Source organism: Paraburkholderia flava (assembly GCF_004359985.1).
Classification (GTDB): domain Bacteria; phylum Pseudomonadota; class Gammaproteobacteria; order Burkholderiales; family Burkholderiaceae; genus Paraburkholderia; species Paraburkholderia flava.
In genome coordinates this window covers 522,540-541,445 of record NZ_SMRO01000002.1, presented here as the reverse complement: position 1 = coordinate 541,445, position 18,906 = coordinate 522,540, and the positions used below count along the sequence as shown (strand labels likewise).

At 63.8% G+C, this 18,906-nt stretch carries 18 protein-coding genes; 10 read left to right on the top strand and 8 right to left on the bottom strand.

From position 1 onward, the window contains the following. Nucleotides 1-13: 13 nt before the first annotated feature. Entirely contained in the window at nt 14-793 is a 780-nt protein-coding gene (locus tag E1748_RS13775; RefSeq protein ID WP_133647784.1) for an SDR family NAD(P)-dependent oxidoreductase, read from the bottom strand. Nucleotides 794-946: 153 nt separating this feature from the next. On the opposite strand from E1748_RS13775, the gene E1748_RS13770 reads away from it, so the two are divergent. Continuing rightward, the gene (locus E1748_RS13770; RefSeq protein WP_133647783.1) at nt 947-1,834 is read left to right on the top strand and encodes an AraC family transcriptional regulator; all 888 of its coding nucleotides are present in this window, start codon (nt 947-949) and stop codon (nt 1,832-1,834) included. A gap of 57 nt (nt 1,835-1,891) precedes the next feature. Here E1748_RS13770 and E1748_RS13765 read toward each other — a convergent pair whose 3' ends face one another. Next, nucleotides 1,892-2,668 carry an alpha/beta hydrolase gene (locus E1748_RS13765; RefSeq protein WP_133647782.1) on the bottom strand — a complete coding sequence of 259 codons (777 nt, stop codon included), beginning with the start codon at nt 2,666-2,668 and terminating at the stop codon, nt 1,892-1,894. A gap of 143 nt (nt 2,669-2,811) precedes the next feature. On the opposite strand from E1748_RS13765, the gene E1748_RS13760 reads away from it, so the two are divergent. Continuing rightward, nucleotides 2,812-4,281, top strand: a complete 1,470-nt coding sequence (locus tag E1748_RS13760; protein ID WP_133647781.1) for an HD domain-containing phosphohydrolase — start codon at nt 2,812-2,814, stop codon at nt 4,279-4,281. A gap of 48 nt (nt 4,282-4,329) precedes the next feature. Here E1748_RS13760 and E1748_RS13755 read toward each other — a convergent pair whose 3' ends face one another. The 4 genes from E1748_RS13755 to E1748_RS13740 form a co-directional block, all read right to left on the bottom strand. Next, on the bottom strand, nt 4,330-5,484 hold the full coding sequence (locus E1748_RS13755) for a porin (RefSeq protein ID WP_133647780.1): 1,155 nt from the start codon (nt 5,482-5,484) through the stop codon (nt 4,330-4,332). Nucleotides 5,485-5,903: 419 nt separating this feature from the next. Further along, complete coding sequence (locus E1748_RS13750; RefSeq protein WP_240766732.1) at nt 5,904-8,177, bottom strand: LPS-assembly protein LptD; 2,274 nt, start codon at nt 8,175-8,177, stop codon at nt 5,904-5,906. 349 nt (nt 8,178-8,526) lie between these two features. Further along, on the bottom strand, nt 8,527-8,901 hold the full coding sequence (locus E1748_RS13745; RefSeq protein ID WP_133647779.1) for a hypothetical protein: 375 nt from the start codon (nt 8,899-8,901) through the stop codon (nt 8,527-8,529). 117 nt (nt 8,902-9,018) lie between these two features. After that, nucleotides 9,019-9,381: a hypothetical protein gene (locus tag E1748_RS13740; protein WP_133647778.1), complete on the bottom strand. Its 363-nt coding sequence runs from the start codon at nt 9,379-9,381 to the stop codon at nt 9,019-9,021. A gap of 838 nt (nt 9,382-10,219) precedes the next feature. Here E1748_RS13740 and E1748_RS13735 point away from each other — a divergent pair. Continuing rightward, entirely contained in the window at nt 10,220-11,227 is a 1,008-nt protein-coding gene (locus E1748_RS13735; protein WP_133647777.1) for a helix-turn-helix domain-containing protein, read from the top strand. Between the two features lie 154 nt (nt 11,228-11,381). Here the strand turns inward: E1748_RS13735 and E1748_RS13730 are convergent, their stop codons facing one another. Together E1748_RS13730 and E1748_RS13725 are read right to left on the bottom strand one after the other, a co-directional pair. Next, entirely contained in the window at nt 11,382-12,701 is a 1,320-nt protein-coding gene (locus E1748_RS13730; RefSeq protein WP_240766615.1) for an MFS transporter, read from the bottom strand. Between the two features lie 163 nt (nt 12,702-12,864). Continuing rightward, nucleotides 12,865-13,392, bottom strand: a complete 528-nt coding sequence (locus E1748_RS13725) for a Fur family transcriptional regulator (protein WP_133647775.1) — start codon at nt 13,390-13,392, stop codon at nt 12,865-12,867. A 386-nt stretch (nt 13,393-13,778) separates the two neighbouring features. Between E1748_RS13725 and E1748_RS13720 the strand changes: the two genes are divergently transcribed. From E1748_RS13720 to E1748_RS13690, 7 genes are all read left to right on the top strand, one after another. Continuing rightward, nucleotides 13,779-14,663: an RNA polymerase sigma-70 factor gene (locus E1748_RS13720; protein ID WP_133647774.1), complete on the top strand. Its 885-nt coding sequence runs from the start codon at nt 13,779-13,781 to the stop codon at nt 14,661-14,663. Nucleotides 14,664-14,846: 183 nt separating this feature from the next. Beyond that, nucleotides 14,847-15,326 carry a carboxymuconolactone decarboxylase family protein gene (locus E1748_RS13715; protein WP_133647773.1) on the top strand — a complete coding sequence of 160 codons (480 nt, stop codon included), beginning with the start codon at nt 14,847-14,849 and terminating at the stop codon, nt 15,324-15,326. 82 nt (nt 15,327-15,408) lie between these two features. After that, nucleotides 15,409-15,825, top strand: a complete 417-nt coding sequence (locus E1748_RS13710; protein ID WP_133647772.1) for a cupin domain-containing protein — start codon at nt 15,409-15,411, stop codon at nt 15,823-15,825. A 114-nt stretch (nt 15,826-15,939) separates the two neighbouring features. Continuing rightward, nucleotides 15,940-16,986, top strand: coding sequence for a LysR family transcriptional regulator (locus E1748_RS13705; protein ID WP_133647771.1), 1,047 nt, complete (start codon nt 15,940-15,942; stop codon nt 16,984-16,986). Nucleotides 16,987-17,113: 127 nt separating this feature from the next. Beyond that, nucleotides 17,114-17,869, top strand: a complete 756-nt coding sequence (locus tag E1748_RS13700) for an SDR family oxidoreductase (RefSeq protein ID WP_133647770.1) — start codon at nt 17,114-17,116, stop codon at nt 17,867-17,869. Nucleotides 17,870-17,873: 4 nt separating this feature from the next. After that, nucleotides 17,874-18,410, top strand: coding sequence for an Ohr family peroxiredoxin (locus tag E1748_RS13695; protein WP_133647769.1), 537 nt, complete (start codon nt 17,874-17,876; stop codon nt 18,408-18,410). Nucleotides 18,411-18,446: 36 nt separating this feature from the next. Further along, nucleotides 18,447-18,860, top strand: a complete 414-nt coding sequence (locus E1748_RS13690) for a DUF3331 domain-containing protein (protein WP_133647768.1) — start codon at nt 18,447-18,449, stop codon at nt 18,858-18,860. Nucleotides 18,861-18,906 lie beyond the last annotated feature (46 nt).

Below are 18,906 nucleotides of genomic sequence, written 5' to 3'. Positions count from 1 at the left end.
CATCAGCGCGCTGCTACGCCACCATCCCTCCCGACACCTCGATCCGCTGCGCGTTGATCCAGCGGTTATCGTCCGACAGCAGCGAAGCGATCATCGGACCGACGTCGTCCGGCACACCCACGCGACCCAGCGCCGTCATGCTCGCGACGCGTTGATTGACCTCGGGGTTATCGCGCACCACGCCGCCGCTGAAATCGGTCGCGATTGCGCCGGGCGCCACCGTGTTGACACCGATACCGCGGGGGCCGAGTTCGGTCGCAAGCACGCGGGTCAATACTTCGACCGCGCCCTTCATCGACGCATAGCCCGTCACGCCGGCCATCGAAAACCGCGTCAGCCCCGACGAGATATTGACGATCCGCCCTCCATCCGCGATCAGCGGCAGCAGCTTCTGCGTCAGAAAGAACACGCCCTTGAAATGAATCCGGTAGAGCGTATCGAGTTCGTCTTCGGTCGTCTCGGCGAATGCGTGGTGCAACGACGTGCCCGCGTTGTTCACCAGGTAGTCGAAGCGCTGCGCGCCGAGCGTCGTCAGCGCCTCGCGGACCTCGCCAATAAATTTATCGAACGACGCGGAATCGCCGGTATCGAGCGGCAGCGCCACCGCGCGTGCACCAGCCTCGGCAACCGCTGCGACGACCTGGTCCGCTTCTGCCCGATTCGAGCGATACGTAAAAATCGAATCGACGCCGCGACGGGCGAGGCTCAGCACCGTATTGCGGCCGATCCCCCGGCTACCGCCGGTAACGATCGCGATTTGGGCCCGTGAATCCTGTGTGTTTTGAGTCGGCATGTCTTGCTCCTGTAGGTTTGCCTGGAGATCAAGATAGCCGTCGCACCCCGCCGGTTGAATACCGAAACTCGCCCGGTTCTTGCCTGATCCTGCTCGACTCGCTATAACATGGGGAGATCGGCAACACCGCAAACCCACACCCTGGAACCCACCATGTCAGACGCGCTAGTCGAGGCCATCGCCCGCTACACCAACGCGCAGCCCGGACCCAACCCGTTCATCACGGCAATCGACGGCCTCGTGCTGCTGCGCTCGCCGCGCGAGCAGCGCCCCGTTCACCGGATCTACCGGCCCGCGCTGTGCATCGTCGCGCAGGGCAAAAAGTGGACGACGTTCGGCGACAGACGCTTCGAATACGGCCCCGGCCAGGCGCTCGTCGTGAGCGTCGAAACGCCGGCGTTCGGCCGGGTCGTCGAGGCGAGTCCCGACAAACCGTATCTTGGCGTCATCATCGAATTCGATCTCGCGATCATGCGCGAGGTGATGGAAGGACTGGACCATCCACCGAAAGCGGGAGGTGAAAGCGGCTCGGGAATTTTCGTCACGCACTTCGACGGCCCGTTCGCCGATTGCGCGCTGCGTCTGGTCCGTCTGCTCGACACACCCGACGCGATTGCCGCGATCCAGCCGCTGATCATGCGCGAAATCGCGTACTGGCTGCTCACGGGTCCGCACGGCGGAGAGATCGCGCGGCTCGCACTCGCGAACAGCCACGCGCAGCGCGTGATGAGCGCTATCCACGTGTTGCGCGAGCGCTTCACGGAATCGATCCGGATCGAAGAACTCGCGTCGATCGCGCAGATGAGTCCGTCCGCGTTTCATCGACAGTTCAAGACGCTGACATCGATGACGCCGCTGCAATATCAGAAGCAGATCCGGCTGATCGAAGCGCGCCGGATGATGCTCGCCGACGTCGCGAACGTCGAGACCGCGGCGTTTCGCGTCGGCTATGAAAGTCCGTCGCAGTTCAGCCGCGAGTATTCGCGGATGTTCGGCGTGCCGCCGCGACGCGACATCACCGTGCGCAGGGCGGCGGCATGACGAATGCGGCGTGGACACACCATCGCGCGTCCACACCCCATTCGAAACACCACCCGCTCAATGCGCCTTCTTCGCTTCCGCAATGATCGCGGCAGCGACCACCGCCGGATGACTCACCATCGCGACGTGGCTCGAATCGACGTGCGTCACGGTCGCGCCGATGTCCTTCGCCATCGCGGCCTGCAGATGCGGATCGATCATATGATCGCGATCGGCAATGACGAACGCCGACGGCTTGCTGTGCCACGACGCGGTCGTGACCTTCTGACCCAGCGCATCCGACGACCACGGTCCCTGCGTCGCGGCGATCACGCGTGCTTCCGACTCGGGCACGTCCTGCGCGAACTGATGGATCACCGCATCGGTGGACAGCGTCAGAAAGCCGCCCGAATCCTTCTTCAGCTGCGACGCCCATGCAGGCGCCGGCTTGTCCTTCAGGATGTCGTTGATCGACTGGCCGCTGTCCGGCGCGAACGCCGCGACATACACGAGCGACTCGACCTTCGGATCGTTACCCGCTTCGGTGATCACGACGCCAGCCCACGAATGGCCGACCAGCACGACCGGACCATCCTGTGCATCGATCGCGCGCTTCGTCGCCGCGACGTCGTCCTGCAGCGACGACAGCGGGTTCTGCACCGCGACGACGTGCGCGCCGTGCGCTTCGAGGATCGGCACGACCTTGGCCCAGCTGGAACCGTCGGCAAACGCACCGTGAACCAGCACGATGTTCTTGCCTTTCAGATCCTGCGGCGTAGCGGCCTGCGCGGTAGCGGCGAAGAGCGCGCCGCCGATCAGCAGTGCGGACATACTTTTCTTGAGGAGATGTGTCACGATTGGCACCCTTGTTTCGTCTGAGAGGAGAGACGCCAGAATGATCGATTTCGGCCACTGCGGGCATCGGTCGAATGACCGATGCCCCGTCTGACCGCCCCCTCGTCCTCTTCCTCTTCCCCTTCCGATGGAGATTCGTGAGCATGCCGCAACAGCGTAGCCCGGTGCCGGTTTTCGATGCGATGAAAGCGCTCGCGTTCGTCGGCGATCTGAGCATGGGCCAGCCCACCGACCACTCGATCCGCACCGCCTGCCTCGCGGGCCGCATCGCGCGCGCGGCGGGCTTCGACGATGCGGCGGCGCACGCGGCGCAGGATGCCGCGTTGATCCGCTGGTCGGGATGCACCGCGAATGCGCCGAACATCGCGGAGCTGCTCGGCGACGACGTCGCCGGACGCGAAGCGATGCTTGCCGCGCGCGCCGGCTGGTCGGCGCCGCTCGAACAGCATGGCGGCGTCGCGGCGGCGTTGAAACCGGTCGCGGAGATTCACTGCGAAGTGTCCGGAGAGGTCGGTGCGTTGCTCGGTCTGTCGGGCGGCACGCAGGCGATCCTGCGCAACCTCTTCGAAAAATGGGACGGCAGCGGCCTCGTGTGGCAACGCGACAGCGCGTCGGTGCCGCCGGGCGTCTTCGCCGTCGCGCTCGCGGGTGATCTGGAAATCTTCAGCCGCACGTATGGCGCCGCCCGCGCCCGGGATATGCTCTCGCGCAACGGCGGCTCGGTCTATCCGCCCGATCTCGCCGCGATTGCGATCACCGAAGGCGAGCGCTGGGTCGCCGAACTCGACGCGCAAGCTGCAGCCGCGCGCGCCTCGTCGCTCGCGGCATCGCATGCCGAACGAACCGCCGCGATCGAACCGCTCGCGGACATCGTCGATCTGAAACTCCCATGGATGACCGGTTACTCGCGCGCGGTCGCCGCTGCGGCCGCACAGTGCGCGGCGCATATGGGCTGTGCCGATAGCACCGTCGAAACGATCTATCGCGCGGGACTCATCCACGGGATCGGACGCGCGGCCGTGCCGAATTCGATCTGGGAAACACGCGGTCCGCTGCCCGATGCCGCGTGGGAAAAAGTGCGGCTCGTCCCGTACTGGACATCCCGCGCGGGCAGGCAGTCGGGCGAACTCGCCGAGGCCGCCGAACTCGGCTCGTACGCGTACGAGCGAAACGACGGCAGCGGCTACTTCCGCTCGCTCGGCACACCGGCGATCGGCATCGAAGCGCAGATTATCGCGGCGGCTGTTGCGTGGGTTGCGCTGCGATCGCGTCGGCCGTGGCGCGAGGCGTTGCCGGACGACGAAGCCGTGAAGTTGCTGCGTGATGAAGCGGCGCGTGGTCGCTTCGACCGGAAGGTGATCGACGTGCTGGTGTCGGACGGTCGCGCGGAGAGCATCGAGCCGCACAAGGATGCAGCGGGCGGCGTACTGACGCCGCGCGAACTCGACGTGCTGCGCGCGATCAGTCGCGGCGGCAGTAACAAGGAAGTCGCGAAAGCATTGACGCTCAGTCCGAGCACGGTGAGAACGCACGTCGAGAACACATTCCGCAAACTGGGCTGCTCGACGCGCGCGGCGGCGACGTTGAAGGCTTCGTCGCTGGGGTTGCTGTAAAGCATGCGCCTGGGCTCGAAGCCCGAATCCAGGCGCAACGTCATGCGGTTAGAACTTGTGCCGGATGCCGAGGCTCAACATTTCCTGCGTGCTCGTCCCCGCCACACCATACGACCCGATCGACGCTTCCGCGCTGCTCACCGTGCCGTCCGCGTTCAGCTGCTGACCACTCGCATGCTGCCACGCACCGACCAGATAGACGTCGGTGCGCTTCGACAGCGCGTAGTCCGCGCCCAGCGAAACCTGGTGATACGTCGCGCTGGTGTCGCCGGTTGCCTTCGTATAGCTGTAGCCCACACCGACCAGCATCGCCGGCGTCGCCTGATAGTTGACGAACGCCTGTCCGGTGTTGAACTTCTCCGTCGACGAGAACGCCGACTGCGCATCGGCCTTGTACGCCGCGTTGCTGTACGACAGACCGAACGTGTACGGTCCCGTCACATACTGACCCGCGACGCGCGCGATGTTGATCGACTTCGCGCTCACGTAGCCCGAGTTCACCGGACCGTCGAACGTACCGTCCGACGTCGACGACCACGTGGTGCGCAGCGTGCCCGAGTTCGCGTTATCCGCGACGAAGTAGCCCGCCGACAGCGACAGCGGCCCGTTGTTGTACGCCGCCGCCGCCGACCACGTCTGTCCCGAACCGGTCTGCCCCGCGACGCCGCCGAGCGCGTACATCGTCTCGACCTGCAGGCCGTAGTACGTCGGCGACAGGTACTTGATCGCGTTGCTGGTCCGCGAGCTGTTGTCGTAGTTGTCGACGTCGCCGGCCGTCGCGAACGTGCTGCCGAAATAGTTGTCCTCGGTCATCCCCTGCACGAGATCGACGAGCGGATCGTACTGGCGACCAAGCGTCAGCGTGCCGTACTGCGCGCTTTGCAGTCCGACGTACGCCTGACGTCCGAACTCCGATGTCGTGCCGTTATACGTGCCCATCTTGCCGTTGTTCACGTTGAAGCCGTTCTCCAGCTGGAAGATCGCCTTCAGTCCGCCGCCGAGATCTTCGGAGCCCTTCACGCCCCATCGGCTGCCCGACAGATTGCCTGAGTACAGTCCGAGCTGATTGCCGCCCGTCGATGTCGCGTTGTGCGTGTACTGGATGGATTCGTCGATCAATCCATACAGCGTGACGCTGTTCTGCGCGTGTGCCGTGCCGGCCACCGCTCCGAACAATGCGAGAGACGCGAGTGTTTTTTTCATTCCTGATTTCTCCAAGGGTGTAACGAGGCGCAGTGCGCCTGCCATGCGTGGTCTCGCCGATGCCGCGCGAGACGTGCAACTCGAAATCCGGCCGCGCGCTTCATCGGACGGCGACCGGACGCGCCATTAGCGCACGCCATATCTGGCGCACCGTTGGCTACCGGCAACAGCGGTTCTTACGGGCTCTTTCGAAGCTCGTTGTTCGTAAAGATCGGCGTGTGGCCTGTGTGTCGCGCGTGTGCGTTGCTGCTTAGCGGACAGCCGCGCTGCGTATCGGTTGCGTGGGATTGCGTCGTGCGTGGCGATGCGATCGACCGGTATCGGGAGAACGTTGAGGAATGCGTGCGGTCATGCGGCGTGACGCGAGGAAAGGAATTGCAACGTGCTCATGCCGCTGCGTTCATGCGTTCGTCCGTACTTCACGGATAGTCCGAGAACCGCGATTCGGGCGTCGTCGTCGCGGGCATCGTGTAGCCCGGTACGGTCGCGCGGAATTGCTGCAGCAACCCGTTGTCGATCCGGCTGAAGCCGTTCAACTGCAATTGCATCAGCACGCGCGTGCCGGTGCTCGGCGTGGTCGTCGAGCTGGTGTTCGTGTACTTCTCGACGGCGAAGCTGAGCGCCCAGCAGTCCGCTTCGTACTGGACACCGAGCAGCCCTGTCAGCAGATGGTGGCTCACGACGTCGTAGTCGATCGATCCGACCGCGGAGAGCCGGCGCGTAACCGGCCATTGCGCGGACAGCAGCACCTGGTCCATTGCCTGATCGTCGAGCGTTGCATTGGCGCGCGCGTACAGGAACGCCGCGTTGATCACCTTGCCGTCGGCCGGTTTCCACGCGACGCCCGAACTCGCCTGCGTGAACACATTGCTCGACTGGTTGTATTCGACGGCCTGCTGGACCGCGAGGTCGTCGCGCACGTTGAACGACGCGCCGGCGATCAGGTTCGACGGGCCGACCGTTGGTGGATCGTCGCCGGACATCGTCACCTGGGTGCCGCGAAAGTAGTATTCCTGCGCGAGCACGAAACGCGCGCGCTCCGCGCCGCTCGCGGCATCGAGGAAACGCGTCGTGAGACCGGCGGTCACGCGATTCATGTCCGACACGCGATCGCCGCCGATGAAGCGGTTGCTCGTGAAAATCTCCGCGAGCCCGAAGTCGAGCGGCGCGGTGTCGAAGATCGGCGCGAACGTCTGGTTGCGATACGGCGTGTACACGTAGTACAGACGCGGCTCCAGCGTCTGGATCAGATCGACGCCGAACAGACGCACGCTGCGCTCGAACGTCGCGCCCGAATCGAGACTCAGCGTCGGCACGTTGACGTTGAAGGTCCTGGGCTGCCCCGTCGGCGCGCTGCTGCCGATCGACGACAGATCGTACGACGCGAAATGCCATTGCAACTTCGGCGTCACGTACCAGCCCGGGTGCACGACCGAATAGCTGACGTACGGATCGAACGTCAGACGCGTGCCCTGCGTCGAATCGCCGACCGGAATCGAGAAGCGCGTCGCGTCCGCATCGGCGCCAAAATCGAAACCGCCGACGTTATAACGCGCGTACTTCACGTCGACTTCGGGCTCGCGGTTATACGGCGGCGCCGTAGTGAACGATTGCCAGTTCTGCACGCGCGTCAGCACCGACCACGGTCCGTGATTCCACGTGACGCCCGCCTCCTGCTGAAACAGCGTCTGCGTGCCGAGCATGAACGAACTGGTGTCCGACAGGTCGGTCGTGACCGCTTCGTCCGACACGCGGTTGTAGATCGCATACGCGGCGAACCCGTCGCCGAGCGTCTGATGATGCGTGAACGAGATCGCGTAGCGGTTCGTCTTCGTCGTCGCATCGTCGGGTAGAAATGCGACCGACAGCGTGCCCGAATAGGTCGGCGACAGATAACGAAAGTCGGTCGTCAGCATCGCACCGCGCTTCGAGATCAGACGCGGCGTCAACGTCAAATCGTAGTTCGGCGCGAGATTGAAATAGACCGGCACCGACAGGTCGTAACCGTTCGTCGAGCTGATCGAAAACATCGGCGGCAGCACGCCGCTCTTGCGGTCGCCGTTCAGCGGAAACGACATCCACGGCGATGCGAACAGCGGCACGCCCTGGAAGAACAGCACGCCGTCGTGCGCGATGCCCTCCTGCGCGTCGCTGTCGAGATCGAGCTTCGCGGCCTTCACGTACCACGCGGGATGTGCGCACTGGCACGTCGTGTACGTGCCGTCGTACAGCGTCTGGCGGCTATCGTCGAGCAGGTCGACGCGTGAAGCGCTGCCCACGCCGCCAGTCAGATTGAAGCGATATTTGGGCGTGGGCATCGTCCCTTCGGTTGCGCCGACGATCAGATGCGCGGTCGGTCCGGTGAATATGTTACCGTCGTTCGTCAGTTGCACGTGGCCGTACGCGTCGGCGGTATCGCTGTCGACCGCGTAGTGAATCGCATCGGCTTTCACGACCGACCGGTAGCGGCGCAGTTCGGCCTGGCCTTTCAGCGAGAGGTCGGTGTCGGTGGTGCCGGTTTCCGACAGGGCTTCGCCGATAGTAGCGCCGGACGTGCCTTGTTTCCCCTGATGCTCTTCGAGTTGCGGTGCGAGCCGCATGCCGTCGGTGCCGTCGAGCGCATCGGGTTGCGCGGCCGCGCCGCTCAATTGCGCGAACGCATCGTGCGAGGTCCAGACCGGCAGGAGGAGCAGTACGTTGAGCGAGGTTTTGAGTGCCCAGGCTCGAAGGCCGGTGTGTCGGTGCGCGGTCGATGACAATGTCGTTCGTCTGTTACGGGAGAAGCTTGGAATCGAATGCGATGGCGCGCGCGAGGGTCAGCGGGCCACACACGCGCTGGGTTGGACGCGTCGCGATCGAAGCGGGGTTCGTGCGCACGGTGTCGTTACAGCATCACGGAGAGCACCGGAATGTCGATACGTACGTGCGTTCGGTGAATTTCTGCGTGAGTTTCTGCATGAACATCCGCACGGATTTCCGCGCAACTGTCGGTGCAAGGACTCACGCAATTGATCGTGCAATGCGCGCGCGACGCACGCGCAATCACGACCGGTCGAGCGTTCCGGTGCGTTTCATCGCGGTGAATTCATCGCGCGCTTCGTCTGCGCGCTTCGCGTCCCGCATGCGCATGACCGATGCCGACGGTGCCGTCTCGACGCGATAACCCGCCGTCAGCGTCACAGTCGAATAGCGTGGTGCGAGAAGGAACGCACCCGACGTCCGCTGTGCATAGCGACCCGACGCAAAGCCCTGCCGTGTCGTACCGTCCTGCGCCAGCGATGCTTCGCATAGCAGATCGTAAAAGGAACCCTCCACTCGTTCGACGCATTCGCTCGATGAACGCATGCTGGCAGCCAGCATATCGGGCGGTTGTGCGAGACGGTTCGTGAGTAGCCATGCCGCGAGCAATGTGCGCATCGTGTCAACCTCCTGCAGTGAAACTCGACATACCGGTACTCACGATAACGGCGATGATCGACGGATGAATTACCGCTGTGTTACCCGCGCTTACCGCGCAGGCCACGTCACAGCGCGCTAGTTCATCAGCGAGCCTGCGTATGGCACGACATCGGCTCGCGTCGATAGCGCCTTGACGAGATGCAACGCACTGGGCTGAGAAAGCGCGAACGCCGTCCAGCCGATCCCACCATGACGCAGCATCAGCACAGGGCCCGCAAACAGCGGAGAGCGGTCGATATGCCAGCACGGGTCCACTTCGAGTGGATAGTGCTGCGAACGGACCGGCTCGAGAGAATGCGGCGGCTGCATCGTGCCGCGCAACTGAACCAGCTTCGCGATCAACACGTCGACGTCTTCGACCCGCAACAGCGACGCCTGGTCCTCGATTGAAAAGCGAACACCTGTCGCACCCGATTCATCGATGAGTTCCATGGCCATGGTGTGATACATGAGCAAACCTTAGCAACCAGAGGTGGGAAGGACACGATGCGGCGCGGGCTCGATTGCCCGGCTGAACGATGGAGTCAACCCATCTTAGGGGAATTTCCGCGCGGCTTTGTTGCTCGATGTTTACGTCGTGTTAAAGCGGTAAGCCACGTGCAGATCGCGTGCTGCATCGTGTGTGCGGTGAATCGGGCTGAACGATGACCTGTCGTTCGCGGACGACGCAAAAGACAGCGGCGCGCGACGCATCGACATGCATTACATCGCGGAAGAAAAGGAAAGGAGATGAGCGCGAGCGTCGCGATGGGCGATCGCGTGTCGGGGTTCGGCGCGATTGATTGATGAAGCGGATCGCCACGCAATACCGCTCCCGTAGGACCACCGGTTCGAACATCGCGACGATGTCACTAAAGACAACGTATCGAATGTTCGAGCCGGGGCCTCGCCGGGTGTTGCGCCAGGCGTACAACGCGTGGCTTCTCTCAGGTTCTGCACCGATCGATTTATGTTCCAGCCGGTCCGGTCGGCGCGGCGCTGGCTGGATTCGAATGCCGGGGCGTGTCGTCTTTGATGGACCATGTCGGTGAACTGCATCCGACGGGACCGCGACTTTCAGTCCGGGTGGCACCTCGTTTGTGGAAATTATGTCTACACCGGAGCAGGTTGTCTTGACCGTGCGTCTCAGTTTTTGGGTTTTGACGCGACCTCCGCTTTTGTCTGAATAATAAGCCCGCGTATATCGATATTGTTTTTGGGCGATTCCGTCCGGATTCGTTTATCCGATAAACTCGGCTTCGCGGTCGCTTCACGATGTGCCGCGGAAACCAACAGCATGACCCATCACGCTACCCCCGTTGAATCCGGCCCTCTGCAGAAAGAAGGCGTGATTCGCAGCCATTTCGACGTGCAAGCCCTCGCGCCGTACCAGCAACTGCTGGCATGGCGGGACCGGGTCGGCCATGTCATCGACGTCCTCCCCACCCGCGCCGGAATCGAGATGCCGTTCAACGCATCGATCGATCGTTACGGTGTCGGCGAACTCGTTTTTACCGATTGCCGCTCCGACACGATGCTGCTCGACCGGTCGCTCGCGCGGATCTCGACCGACAGCATTCGCGACTTCGTCTTCCACGTGTTTCTCGAAGGCGACGTCGACGACGTATCGGTCCGCTCGTCTGCCCGCCCGGGTGGCACAGGTGCCGCCACCTTTCTCGCGCTCGACATGGGGCAACCCGTCCGGATGCGGCGCAACGCGTGTCGCGTGCTGACGTTCTTCGTGCCGGGCGCGCTCGCGGCGCAGGTGTTTCCCGATCCCGAGGCGCTGCACGGCCGGACGATGCGCAACGAAACCCCGCTCACGCGGCTGATCCTCGAACACGTAGCGGCGCTGAGCCGGAACGTCGCGAACATGGACGCGGGCGCGCTGCGCTGCGCGATTCACACGGGCGCCGAACTGCTCGTCGCCGCGTTCGGCAAGCAAGCCGGTCTCGACGGCAGCGTGCGCGCGGCGGCGCGGGCCGCGATGTTCGGCCACGTGCGCCGGCATATCCAGGCCAATCTTCGCAATCCGGATCTTTCGCCCGAGAGCATCGTCGATTCGCTGCGGCTCTCGCGGCCCAGCGTGTACCGGCTGTTCCAGCACGAAGGCGGACTCGGCGCCTATATCCGGCACCTCAGATTGCGGCAAGCCGTCGACGAGCTGGCCCGCTGCCGGCATCTCACGGTCACTGAAATCGCGTATGGGCTCGGCTTTACGAGTTCGTCCGATTTCACGCGTGCGTTCCGGCGGTCGTATGGGATGGCGCCGCGCGATTTTCGCGAGGCGGCGGCGCGGGCGTGAAGCGGTCAGCTACTGAGCCTGGCACTCGCAGCAGCACTTGCACACCGGCGACAGAAGCACACTACCCGTCGTGGCTTCGCTCCCTGAACAACAGGAACGCACGGAAACTCGTGGCGCACGCGAGCGCCGCGTACCAGACCGCCACTACCCACCACTACCCGCCGCGACTCCGCTCCCCGAACAGCACGAGCGCGCAAAAACTCGTCGTGCACGCGAGCGCGACATACCACGCAGCCGATAGCGGGTTGCCCGTCCATTTGATCAGCGCGGTGACGACGAATTGCGAGGTGCCGCCGAACAGCGCGACCGCCACGGCCATCGATGTCGCGAGACCGCTTGCGCGCAAACGCGCCGGCAACGCCTCCAGCACGAGCAGCAGATTCACGCTGGTGCCGAGCGCGAGCAGCACGCAGATCACCCCGACACCCAGCAGCAGCGGCAGCGTGCCCGGCATGCGGGTGATCGTCATGAAGACCGGGACGACCAGCAGCGCGATCGCGCCCGACGTCGCGAGCACCAGCGGCTTGCGGCGCGGCAGCCGGTCGGCGAGCAGGCCCGACATCGGCGACACGATCGCCAGCAACAGCGCCGACAGCGCGGCCGAACGGAACCCGACGGCCGCCGGCAGATGCATCACCCGCATCAGATAACTCGGCATGTAGTAGACGACGACGTAGACCGTGACCGTGTGCCAGATCATCGTGAATGTGGCGAGGATCAGCGTCCGGCGATGGTCGTGCCACAGTTCGACGAGCGGTGCGCGATGACGGACGTTCATCGCCTGAGTCACGACCGGCAACGGGATTTCTCGAAGCTGGCGCCGCACGTAGATCGCAAGCGGCGCGACCAGCAGCCCCACGAAAAACGGAATCCGCCAGCCCCACGACGCGAGGTGCGCCGGCGACAGCGTACTGGTCACCAGCACGCCGAGCAGCGCGCCGAGCAACGCCGCGCTCGCCTGGCCGGCGAGTTGCCAGCTCACGCGAAAACCGCGACGCGCGACGGACCCCGCTTCGAGCAGATAGCTCGCGCCCGCGCCCAGTTCGCCGCCCGCCGCGAAGCCCTGCACGGCTCGCCCGAGCGCGACGATCACGGGCGCGGCCAGGCCGATCGCGCTGAACGGCGGACAGAAGCCGATCATCGCGGTGCCGAGCGCCATCAGCCAGCAGGTCGTCGTCATCGCGGTGCGGCGGCCGACGCGGTCCGCGTACGCGCCGATCAGGATCGCGCCGAGCGGCCGCATGAAAAAACCGACACCGAACGTGCCGGCCGCGAGCAGCAACGACGTCATCGGATCGGTCGACGGGAAAAACTGCTCGCCGATCGTCGCCGCGAAAAAGCCGAATATCGTGAAGTCGAAAATTTCGAGGCCGCCGACCAGTGCGGTCGCGACGATGACTCTGGAGAGTCGCTGGGCGGGTGGCGTAGCGGTGTCGATCCGCTCGTCGGCGGAGTTGGGTGGAGTCTGCTGCACGAATGGTCCTGTTTTTGTGGGCCGCATGTGTTGGCTGGGCCACTGCGAATGGTACAGGACGTGTGTGCTGCGATCGGCTGGGTTGGGTGACGGTGAAGCGGGGTTTGGGCGCGTATTGCGGCGAACCGTTCGACGATCGAGGACTTCGCGCCCTCTTCGCCGATCAGGTCAATGAGTCACGTTGTTCGCTTTCCCGCTCCGACACCGCAGCGGATTTGCGACGCAACGCCGGCTTCTCAGGCGACGCGGTTTTCGTGGTCGCGTCGGTTTTCGCAGGCGCGCGGCATGCGGCGCACAGACCGAAGAGCATCAGCCGCTGCTCCGACACCGCGAACTCCAGTCCGGCGGCAATTTCCTGCAGGCGCGCATCGATCTGCGCGTCGGCAAACTCCTCGATACAGCCGCACGCGTTGCACATCATGTGATAGTGCCGGCGCCCGTCGTTCAGTTCGTACACGAAGCTGCCGTCGGCGATCGCAACGGCCGACACCAGCTTCGCCTCGACGAACTGTCCGAGCACACGGTAGACCGTCGACAGGCTCATGTTGCGCTCGCCGTCGGCGAGGCTGCGGTAGACCTGTTCCGCGCCGAAGTGCTCGTGAACGTGCGCGTGCATGAACCCCAGCACCTTGATGCGTGGCGACGTCGGCCGCAAACCGGCCCGGTCCAGCAGCTTGTAGAGGTCTTGCATGAAATCGATCTTGAAAGGCTTTGGCGCGACGCGCCCCCAGGCGGCCGGACACGATGCCGGCACGCCAACAGACAACTATCCGACGTCTATCCTTAAGGGACGCTTAAGCGCGCGGTTCGTCTGTCGCCCGTTGGCGGCGGAAATCGCGGCTGGTTGTCCGTGGCGGTTGCGAGTGCTGCTGAACGAAGACGCCGGGTCTCGGTTACGATAGGCTTTCTCGGGCCGGCTTTGCGCGGGCCCGCTGCAGCGGCTGCCGCGCGTAGCCGCCTGCCGTCACCGAGGCTCGCCCAGACTCACCCAGGCCGGCGTTCAGCGCTTCGTCACGCGCGTGCGCTAACGTCGTCACCTGTCGAACCCGCATTGAAAACACAGGAGGAAATCAGTTCATGGACGAGGCCGTACGCGCGTTCGACCGGCTCCGGCCGCGCTTGCAGAAGATCGCGTATCGCATGCTCGGATCTGTCGCCGAAGCCGAAGACATCGTGCAGGACGCGTGGTTGCGCTGGCACGCGGCGACCCGCGAAGAGATCGACAACACGGAAGCCTGGCTCGTCGCGGTCACTACGCGGATCTCCATCGACCGCCTGCGCGCCGCAAAAATCCAGCGCGAGCACTACGCGGGCATCTGGCTGCCCGAACCGCAGCTGACCGATGCGCCCGTCACGCCCGAAGAAGCCGCGGAGCGCACCGATGATCTCTCCGTCGCGTTTCTGATGCTGCTCGAACGGCTGACGCCGGAAGCGCGGGCCGCGTTCCTGCTGCGCGAAGTCTTCGATGCGGACTACGCCGAAGTCGCCGACATTCTCGGCAAGACGGAAGCGGCGTGCCGTCAACTGGTCAGCCGCGCGAAGACGCAGTTACGCGACGAGCGGCCGCGCCAGACCGTGGTCCCGCCCGAGACCCATCAACGGCTGTTGCAGAGCTTCGCGCATGCGCTGGAGCGCGGTGACTTCCCGGCCATCAACGCGTTCCTCGCCGAAGACGCGATGCTGATCGGCGACGGCGGCGGCAAGGCCACGGCCTTCCCGGAACCGATGCTCGGCGGCAGGCGCATTGCACAACTGTTCTACGCGGCGTCGCTGCGTTTCGGCAGCGCGGTCGGCGTCAGACTCGTCGCGCTCAACGGCGAATGGGCACTGCTGCGGTTCATCGACGGCAAGCTGGAATCGGCGCTGTCCTTCGAAATGAACGGCGAGCGCGTGTCGCACATTTACGTGCAGCGCAATCCCGACAAGCTCGAGCGTCTCGCGGCGGACTACGCGGCGCGCTGAGCGGCACCGCTCGTGTGATGTTGCGATTAGTGCAGCGATTGGTGCAATAAGGGCAACACCGTGAGCCGGCTCGACCGTCTACCGCGCCGCATTGCACGCTCCTATGATGGGTCCGTATAAACCCTTGCCCGTCGGCAACACCTGACGGGCAAGGGCATTCACCCATCGTCGCCAGGAGCAGTCATGACGCAACGTCTCAACTACATTCAGCAGTCGCCGGCACTCTTCAAGAAGTACCTCGAATTCAGCGATCTCGTGAAGGACAGCGCGATCGAACAGACGACCCGCGACCTCGTGTCGATGCGCGCATCGCAGATCAACGGCTGCGGCTTCTGCCTCGACATGCACGTGAAGGAAGCGCGCATTCACGGCGAGCGCGAACTGCGCATCTATCACTTGCCGGTGTGGCGCGAGTCGACGCTATTCTCGCCGCGCGAACGCGCCGCGCTCGCGTGGACCGAAGTGCTGACGAAGCTACCCGAGCACGGCGTGCCCGACGAACTCTACGAACGCGTACGCACCCAGTTCTCCGAGAAGGAATTGTCGGATCTGACCTACGACGTGATGTGCATCAACGGATGGAACCGCGCGAACGTCGCGTTCCAGACCGTGCCGGGTTCGGCCGACAAGGTCTTCGGTCTCGACAAGGCCAATCTCGCCTGATTGCGGCTGCTTGCTTTCTGGTTTCGGTCCGTGCGTTCCTCAGTGCAGATGTCCGGGCCACCTCATTTAGGAAATCATCGCCATGTTTCGCTTGAAGAATGCTGTGCTCGCTTTGTCTGTTGCTGTCGTCGCACTCAGTGCATCGACCGGCGCTGCGTATGCCGAAGCGCCCAGTGCCGCCGTCAAGACGCTGATGGAGAAAGCGCTCGACGAGTATCCGGGCAAGGAAGCCCTGATGATCGAGGTCACCTACCCGCCCGGCGCCGTCGATCCCGTGCATCGGCACAATGCGTACGGGTTCATCTATGTGCTGGAAGGATCGGTCGTGATGCAGGTCAAAGGCGGCAAGGAAGTCACGCTGACGCCGGGGCAGACGTTCTACGAAGGCCCGCACGATATTCATACGGTAGGACGTAACGCGAGCCAGACACAGCCCGCGAAGTTCCTCGCGCTGCTGCTGAAGGACAAGGGCGCGCCGGTGCTCGTGCCGGTGAAGTAATTCGGGCTTTGCGCGGCGCTTTGATCGCGCTGTGATCGCGAAGAACGGGGGCGATGTCACAAGCTGGCGTGCCGGTACGTCTAGTCGTGTATGGCCCCCACGACTCGCGCTCTCATGTCAGATCAATCGTTCCCGCGCCCTACCGCCGACGCCGACGACCCACTCGCCAGCAGCTTCGCGACCAGTTACGCCGGCGTCGTCTCGTTCCTGACCGTTGCCAATGAAGGCAGCTTTGCGCGAGCGGCCGATCGCCTCGGCATCGGCCGCTCGTCGGTGAGCCGGCACGTGCAGAAACTCGAGGCACAGCTCGACGCCCGCCTGTTCCAGCGCACTACACGCAACACGACGCTGACGCGCGAGGGCGAACTGTTCTACGAGAACTGCCAGCCGGGCATCGAACGGATTGCGCAGGCGCTCGAAGACATGCGCGAACTGCGTCACGGACCGCCGCGCGGTCATCTGCGGATCTCGTCGACGCCCGGCTTCGGACGCAAAATCATCGCGCCGCTGCTGCGCGGGTTTTATGCGCGCTATCCCGAGATCACCGTCGAAATGCTGCTCAGCGATCGCCCCGCCGACTTCACGATCGACCGCATCGACGTGTCGTTTCGCGACGGCCGGATGGAAGACAGCGGGATCGTCGCGCGGCAGCTGATTGCGATGCAGATGCTCGTGTGCGCGTCGCCGGCCTATGTACGGGCTCATGGATTGCCGCGCAGCATCGACGAACTCGCGGATCATCGCTGCATCAATTTTCGATCGGCGTCGAACCGCCTCCAGGAGTGGGAGTTCAAGGTCGACGGTCACACCCGACGATGCCAGCCGTTCGCGCAGCACACGTTCAACGATTCCGATCTGATGTTGCAGGCCGTGCTCGACGGACTCGGCATCGCGCAATTGCCCGCTTATCAGGTGCGCGAGTTGCTCGATGACGGAAAGTTGATCAGTTGCCTTGCGCAGCATGCGCCCGAAGACGGCGGCCACTACCTCTGCTACCTCAGCCGCAAACAGCTTCCTGCGCGCATCCGCGTGTTCATCGATTACATGACCGAACAGACGAGAGCGCTCGATCTGCAATGTCCGACGACGTTGTCGCTTGCGGAGTGCGGACGCGCATCGCTCGACGACGCGTCGATTGATGCGTTCGATGCAACACCGTAGTCCCTCGTGGACGACTACCGCGTCATGTGATGCGTGTCTACGATATTTGCTGCACGGATGCCGGTGAATTTCCGGCATACCGAAACAATCGATAGCCGCATTGCGGCTACATCCTTTGGAGAGCGTCATGAAGATCGTCGTGATTGGTGGGACCGGACTGGTCGGCAGCAAGGTCGTCAAGCATCTTCGCGCGCGCGGTCACGATGTCCTCGCGGCGTCGCCGGCATCGGGCGTCAACACGATCACCGGCGAAGGGCTGAACGAAGCGCTGACCGGTGCGAACGTCGTGATCGATCTGGCCAACTCGCCGTCGTTCGAAGACGCTGCCGTGCTCGAATTTTTCCGGACCGCCGGCAAGAACCTGTTCGCCGCGGAAGTCGCCGCGGGCGTGCAGCATCACGTCGCGCTGTCGATCGTCGGATGCGACCGGTTGCCGGAATGCGGCTACTTCCAGGGCAAGGTCGCACAGGAAAAACTCATCCGCGAATCGGGCGTGCCGTACACGATCGTCCGCTCGACGCAGTTTCTGGAATTTCTCGGCGGCATTGCTCAGGCGGGCAGCGCCGGTCGAACCGTGCGACTGTCGCCGGCACTGTTCCAGCCGATCGCATCCGACGACGTCGCGCTCGCGGTCGCGGATTTTGCGGCGGGCAAGCCGCGTAACGGCATCGTCGAGATTGCAGGCCCGGAGCGCGTGCGACTTGTCGACATCGTGCAACGCTTCATGGAAGCGACGAACGATACGCGCGAGGTTTTCGTAGACAAACACGCGCGTTATTTCGGCGCGGAGTTGCAGGACAGTTCGCTCGTTCCCGAAGGCGATGCGCGACTCGGCGCGATCAATTACGACGCCTGGTTCGCCAGCACCCAGCCTGCGAAGTAAGCGTATGACCCTGCTGCATCCCCCGCCCTTCACGCTGCTCGAACGATATCGCGGACGAGATTCGAAAACGCTGTACTCGACCACGGTCACGGTGACGGGCGGAGAGACGGGACATGGACGCGCATCGGGTATCGCGCGCTCCGACGACGGCGAACTCGCCGTCGCGTTGCGCCTGCCGCCGTCGATGGATGGACCCGGCGGCGGCACCAACCCGGAGCAATTGTTTGCAGCGGGCTACGCCGCGTGTTTTCACGGGGCGCTGTGTCTGCTTGCGGCGCGGGCGGGTATTCCGGTTGCCGATGCGTCGGTCGCGGTGACTGTCGATTTTGGACGCGATCCGGTGGATGGGTTGTTCATGCTGACTGTGCTGACGCGTATCCGGTTGCCTGGTGTGGACGGCGCTGTCGCTGCGGAACTGGTGCGTCATACCGAGCGGTTTTGTCCGTATACCAAGATGGCGCAGCGGGGGATTGAGAATGTCGTTGTGCTTGTGCCGTCGGATGAGGGTGATGGTGATAGCAAGTGTGACCGCGACGTGTAGCGCTTTTTTGCTTCTGTCTTTCGTTGAAGAACGAACATGAAACGAGTCGACCCCTGGCTGCAGATCATGGATTGCTTGCGTGAGCGTGAGTCCGGTTCGATGGGCGTGCATCATCGGAATCAGGCTATCTACGATTCACGTGCGCCTCGTTCACGGGCCTCATGGCACGCGATGGCGAATGCCTCCTCGATCACGCACATCGAATGGGTGACGCCGGGCACGATCCTTATTTCATGGAGCGATTCGACGCTTGGGAGATATCACGATCAGCTCTGGCGTGCGGGCTTTGCGCATTCGTCAGGTGTGTGTGGGTTGACGGGGGCTGTCGTGCGAAGGGGTGATCCGGTTTTTCGGCCGGTTGGGCGGTTGAGGGATAAGCCGGTGAATGTGTTTGATGTGATTTTGGCGGTGGGGGTGGGGAGGGAATGTGAGGTTGCGGTGGATGCGTAGGGCGCACAACTCGACCCATAATGAAAAACCCCGTGATTCTTTGCAA

Excerpts from the sequence above, each read along its gene's own strand:
- E1748_RS13775 (WP_133647784.1), bottom strand. The coding sequence starts at position 793 with ATGCCGACTCAAAACACACAGGATTCACGGGCCCAAATCGCGATCGTT.
- E1748_RS13770 (WP_133647783.1), top strand. The coding sequence starts at position 947 with ATGTCAGACGCGCTAGTCGAGGCCATCGCCCGCTACACCAACGCGCAG.
- E1748_RS13760 (WP_133647781.1), top strand. The coding sequence starts at position 2,812 with ATGCCGCAACAGCGTAGCCCGGTGCCGGTTTTCGATGCGATGAAAGCG.
- E1748_RS13755 (WP_133647780.1), bottom strand. The coding sequence starts at position 5,484 with ATGAAAAAAACACTCGCGTCTCTCGCATTGTTCGGAGCGGTGGCCGGC.
- E1748_RS13745 (WP_133647779.1), bottom strand. The coding sequence starts at position 8,901 with ATGCGCACATTGCTCGCGGCATGGCTACTCACGAACCGTCTCGCACAA.
- E1748_RS13740 (WP_133647778.1), bottom strand. The coding sequence starts at position 9,381 with ATGGCCATGGAACTCATCGATGAATCGGGTGCGACAGGTGTTCGCTTT.
- E1748_RS13735 (WP_133647777.1), top strand. The coding sequence starts at position 10,220 with ATGACCCATCACGCTACCCCCGTTGAATCCGGCCCTCTGCAGAAAGAA.
- E1748_RS13725 (WP_133647775.1), bottom strand. The coding sequence starts at position 13,392 with ATGCAAGACCTCTACAAGCTGCTGGACCGGGCCGGTTTGCGGCCGACG.
- E1748_RS13720 (WP_133647774.1), top strand. The coding sequence starts at position 13,779 with ATGGACGAGGCCGTACGCGCGTTCGACCGGCTCCGGCCGCGCTTGCAG.
- E1748_RS13715 (WP_133647773.1), top strand. The coding sequence starts at position 14,847 with ATGACGCAACGTCTCAACTACATTCAGCAGTCGCCGGCACTCTTCAAG.
- E1748_RS13710 (WP_133647772.1), top strand. The coding sequence starts at position 15,409 with ATGTTTCGCTTGAAGAATGCTGTGCTCGCTTTGTCTGTTGCTGTCGTC.
- E1748_RS13705 (WP_133647771.1), top strand. The coding sequence starts at position 15,940 with ATGTCAGATCAATCGTTCCCGCGCCCTACCGCCGACGCCGACGACCCA.
- E1748_RS13700 (WP_133647770.1), top strand. The coding sequence starts at position 17,114 with ATGAAGATCGTCGTGATTGGTGGGACCGGACTGGTCGGCAGCAAGGTC.
- E1748_RS13695 (WP_133647769.1), top strand. The coding sequence starts at position 17,874 with ATGACCCTGCTGCATCCCCCGCCCTTCACGCTGCTCGAACGATATCGC.
- E1748_RS13690 (WP_133647768.1), top strand. The coding sequence starts at position 18,447 with ATGAAACGAGTCGACCCCTGGCTGCAGATCATGGATTGCTTGCGTGAG.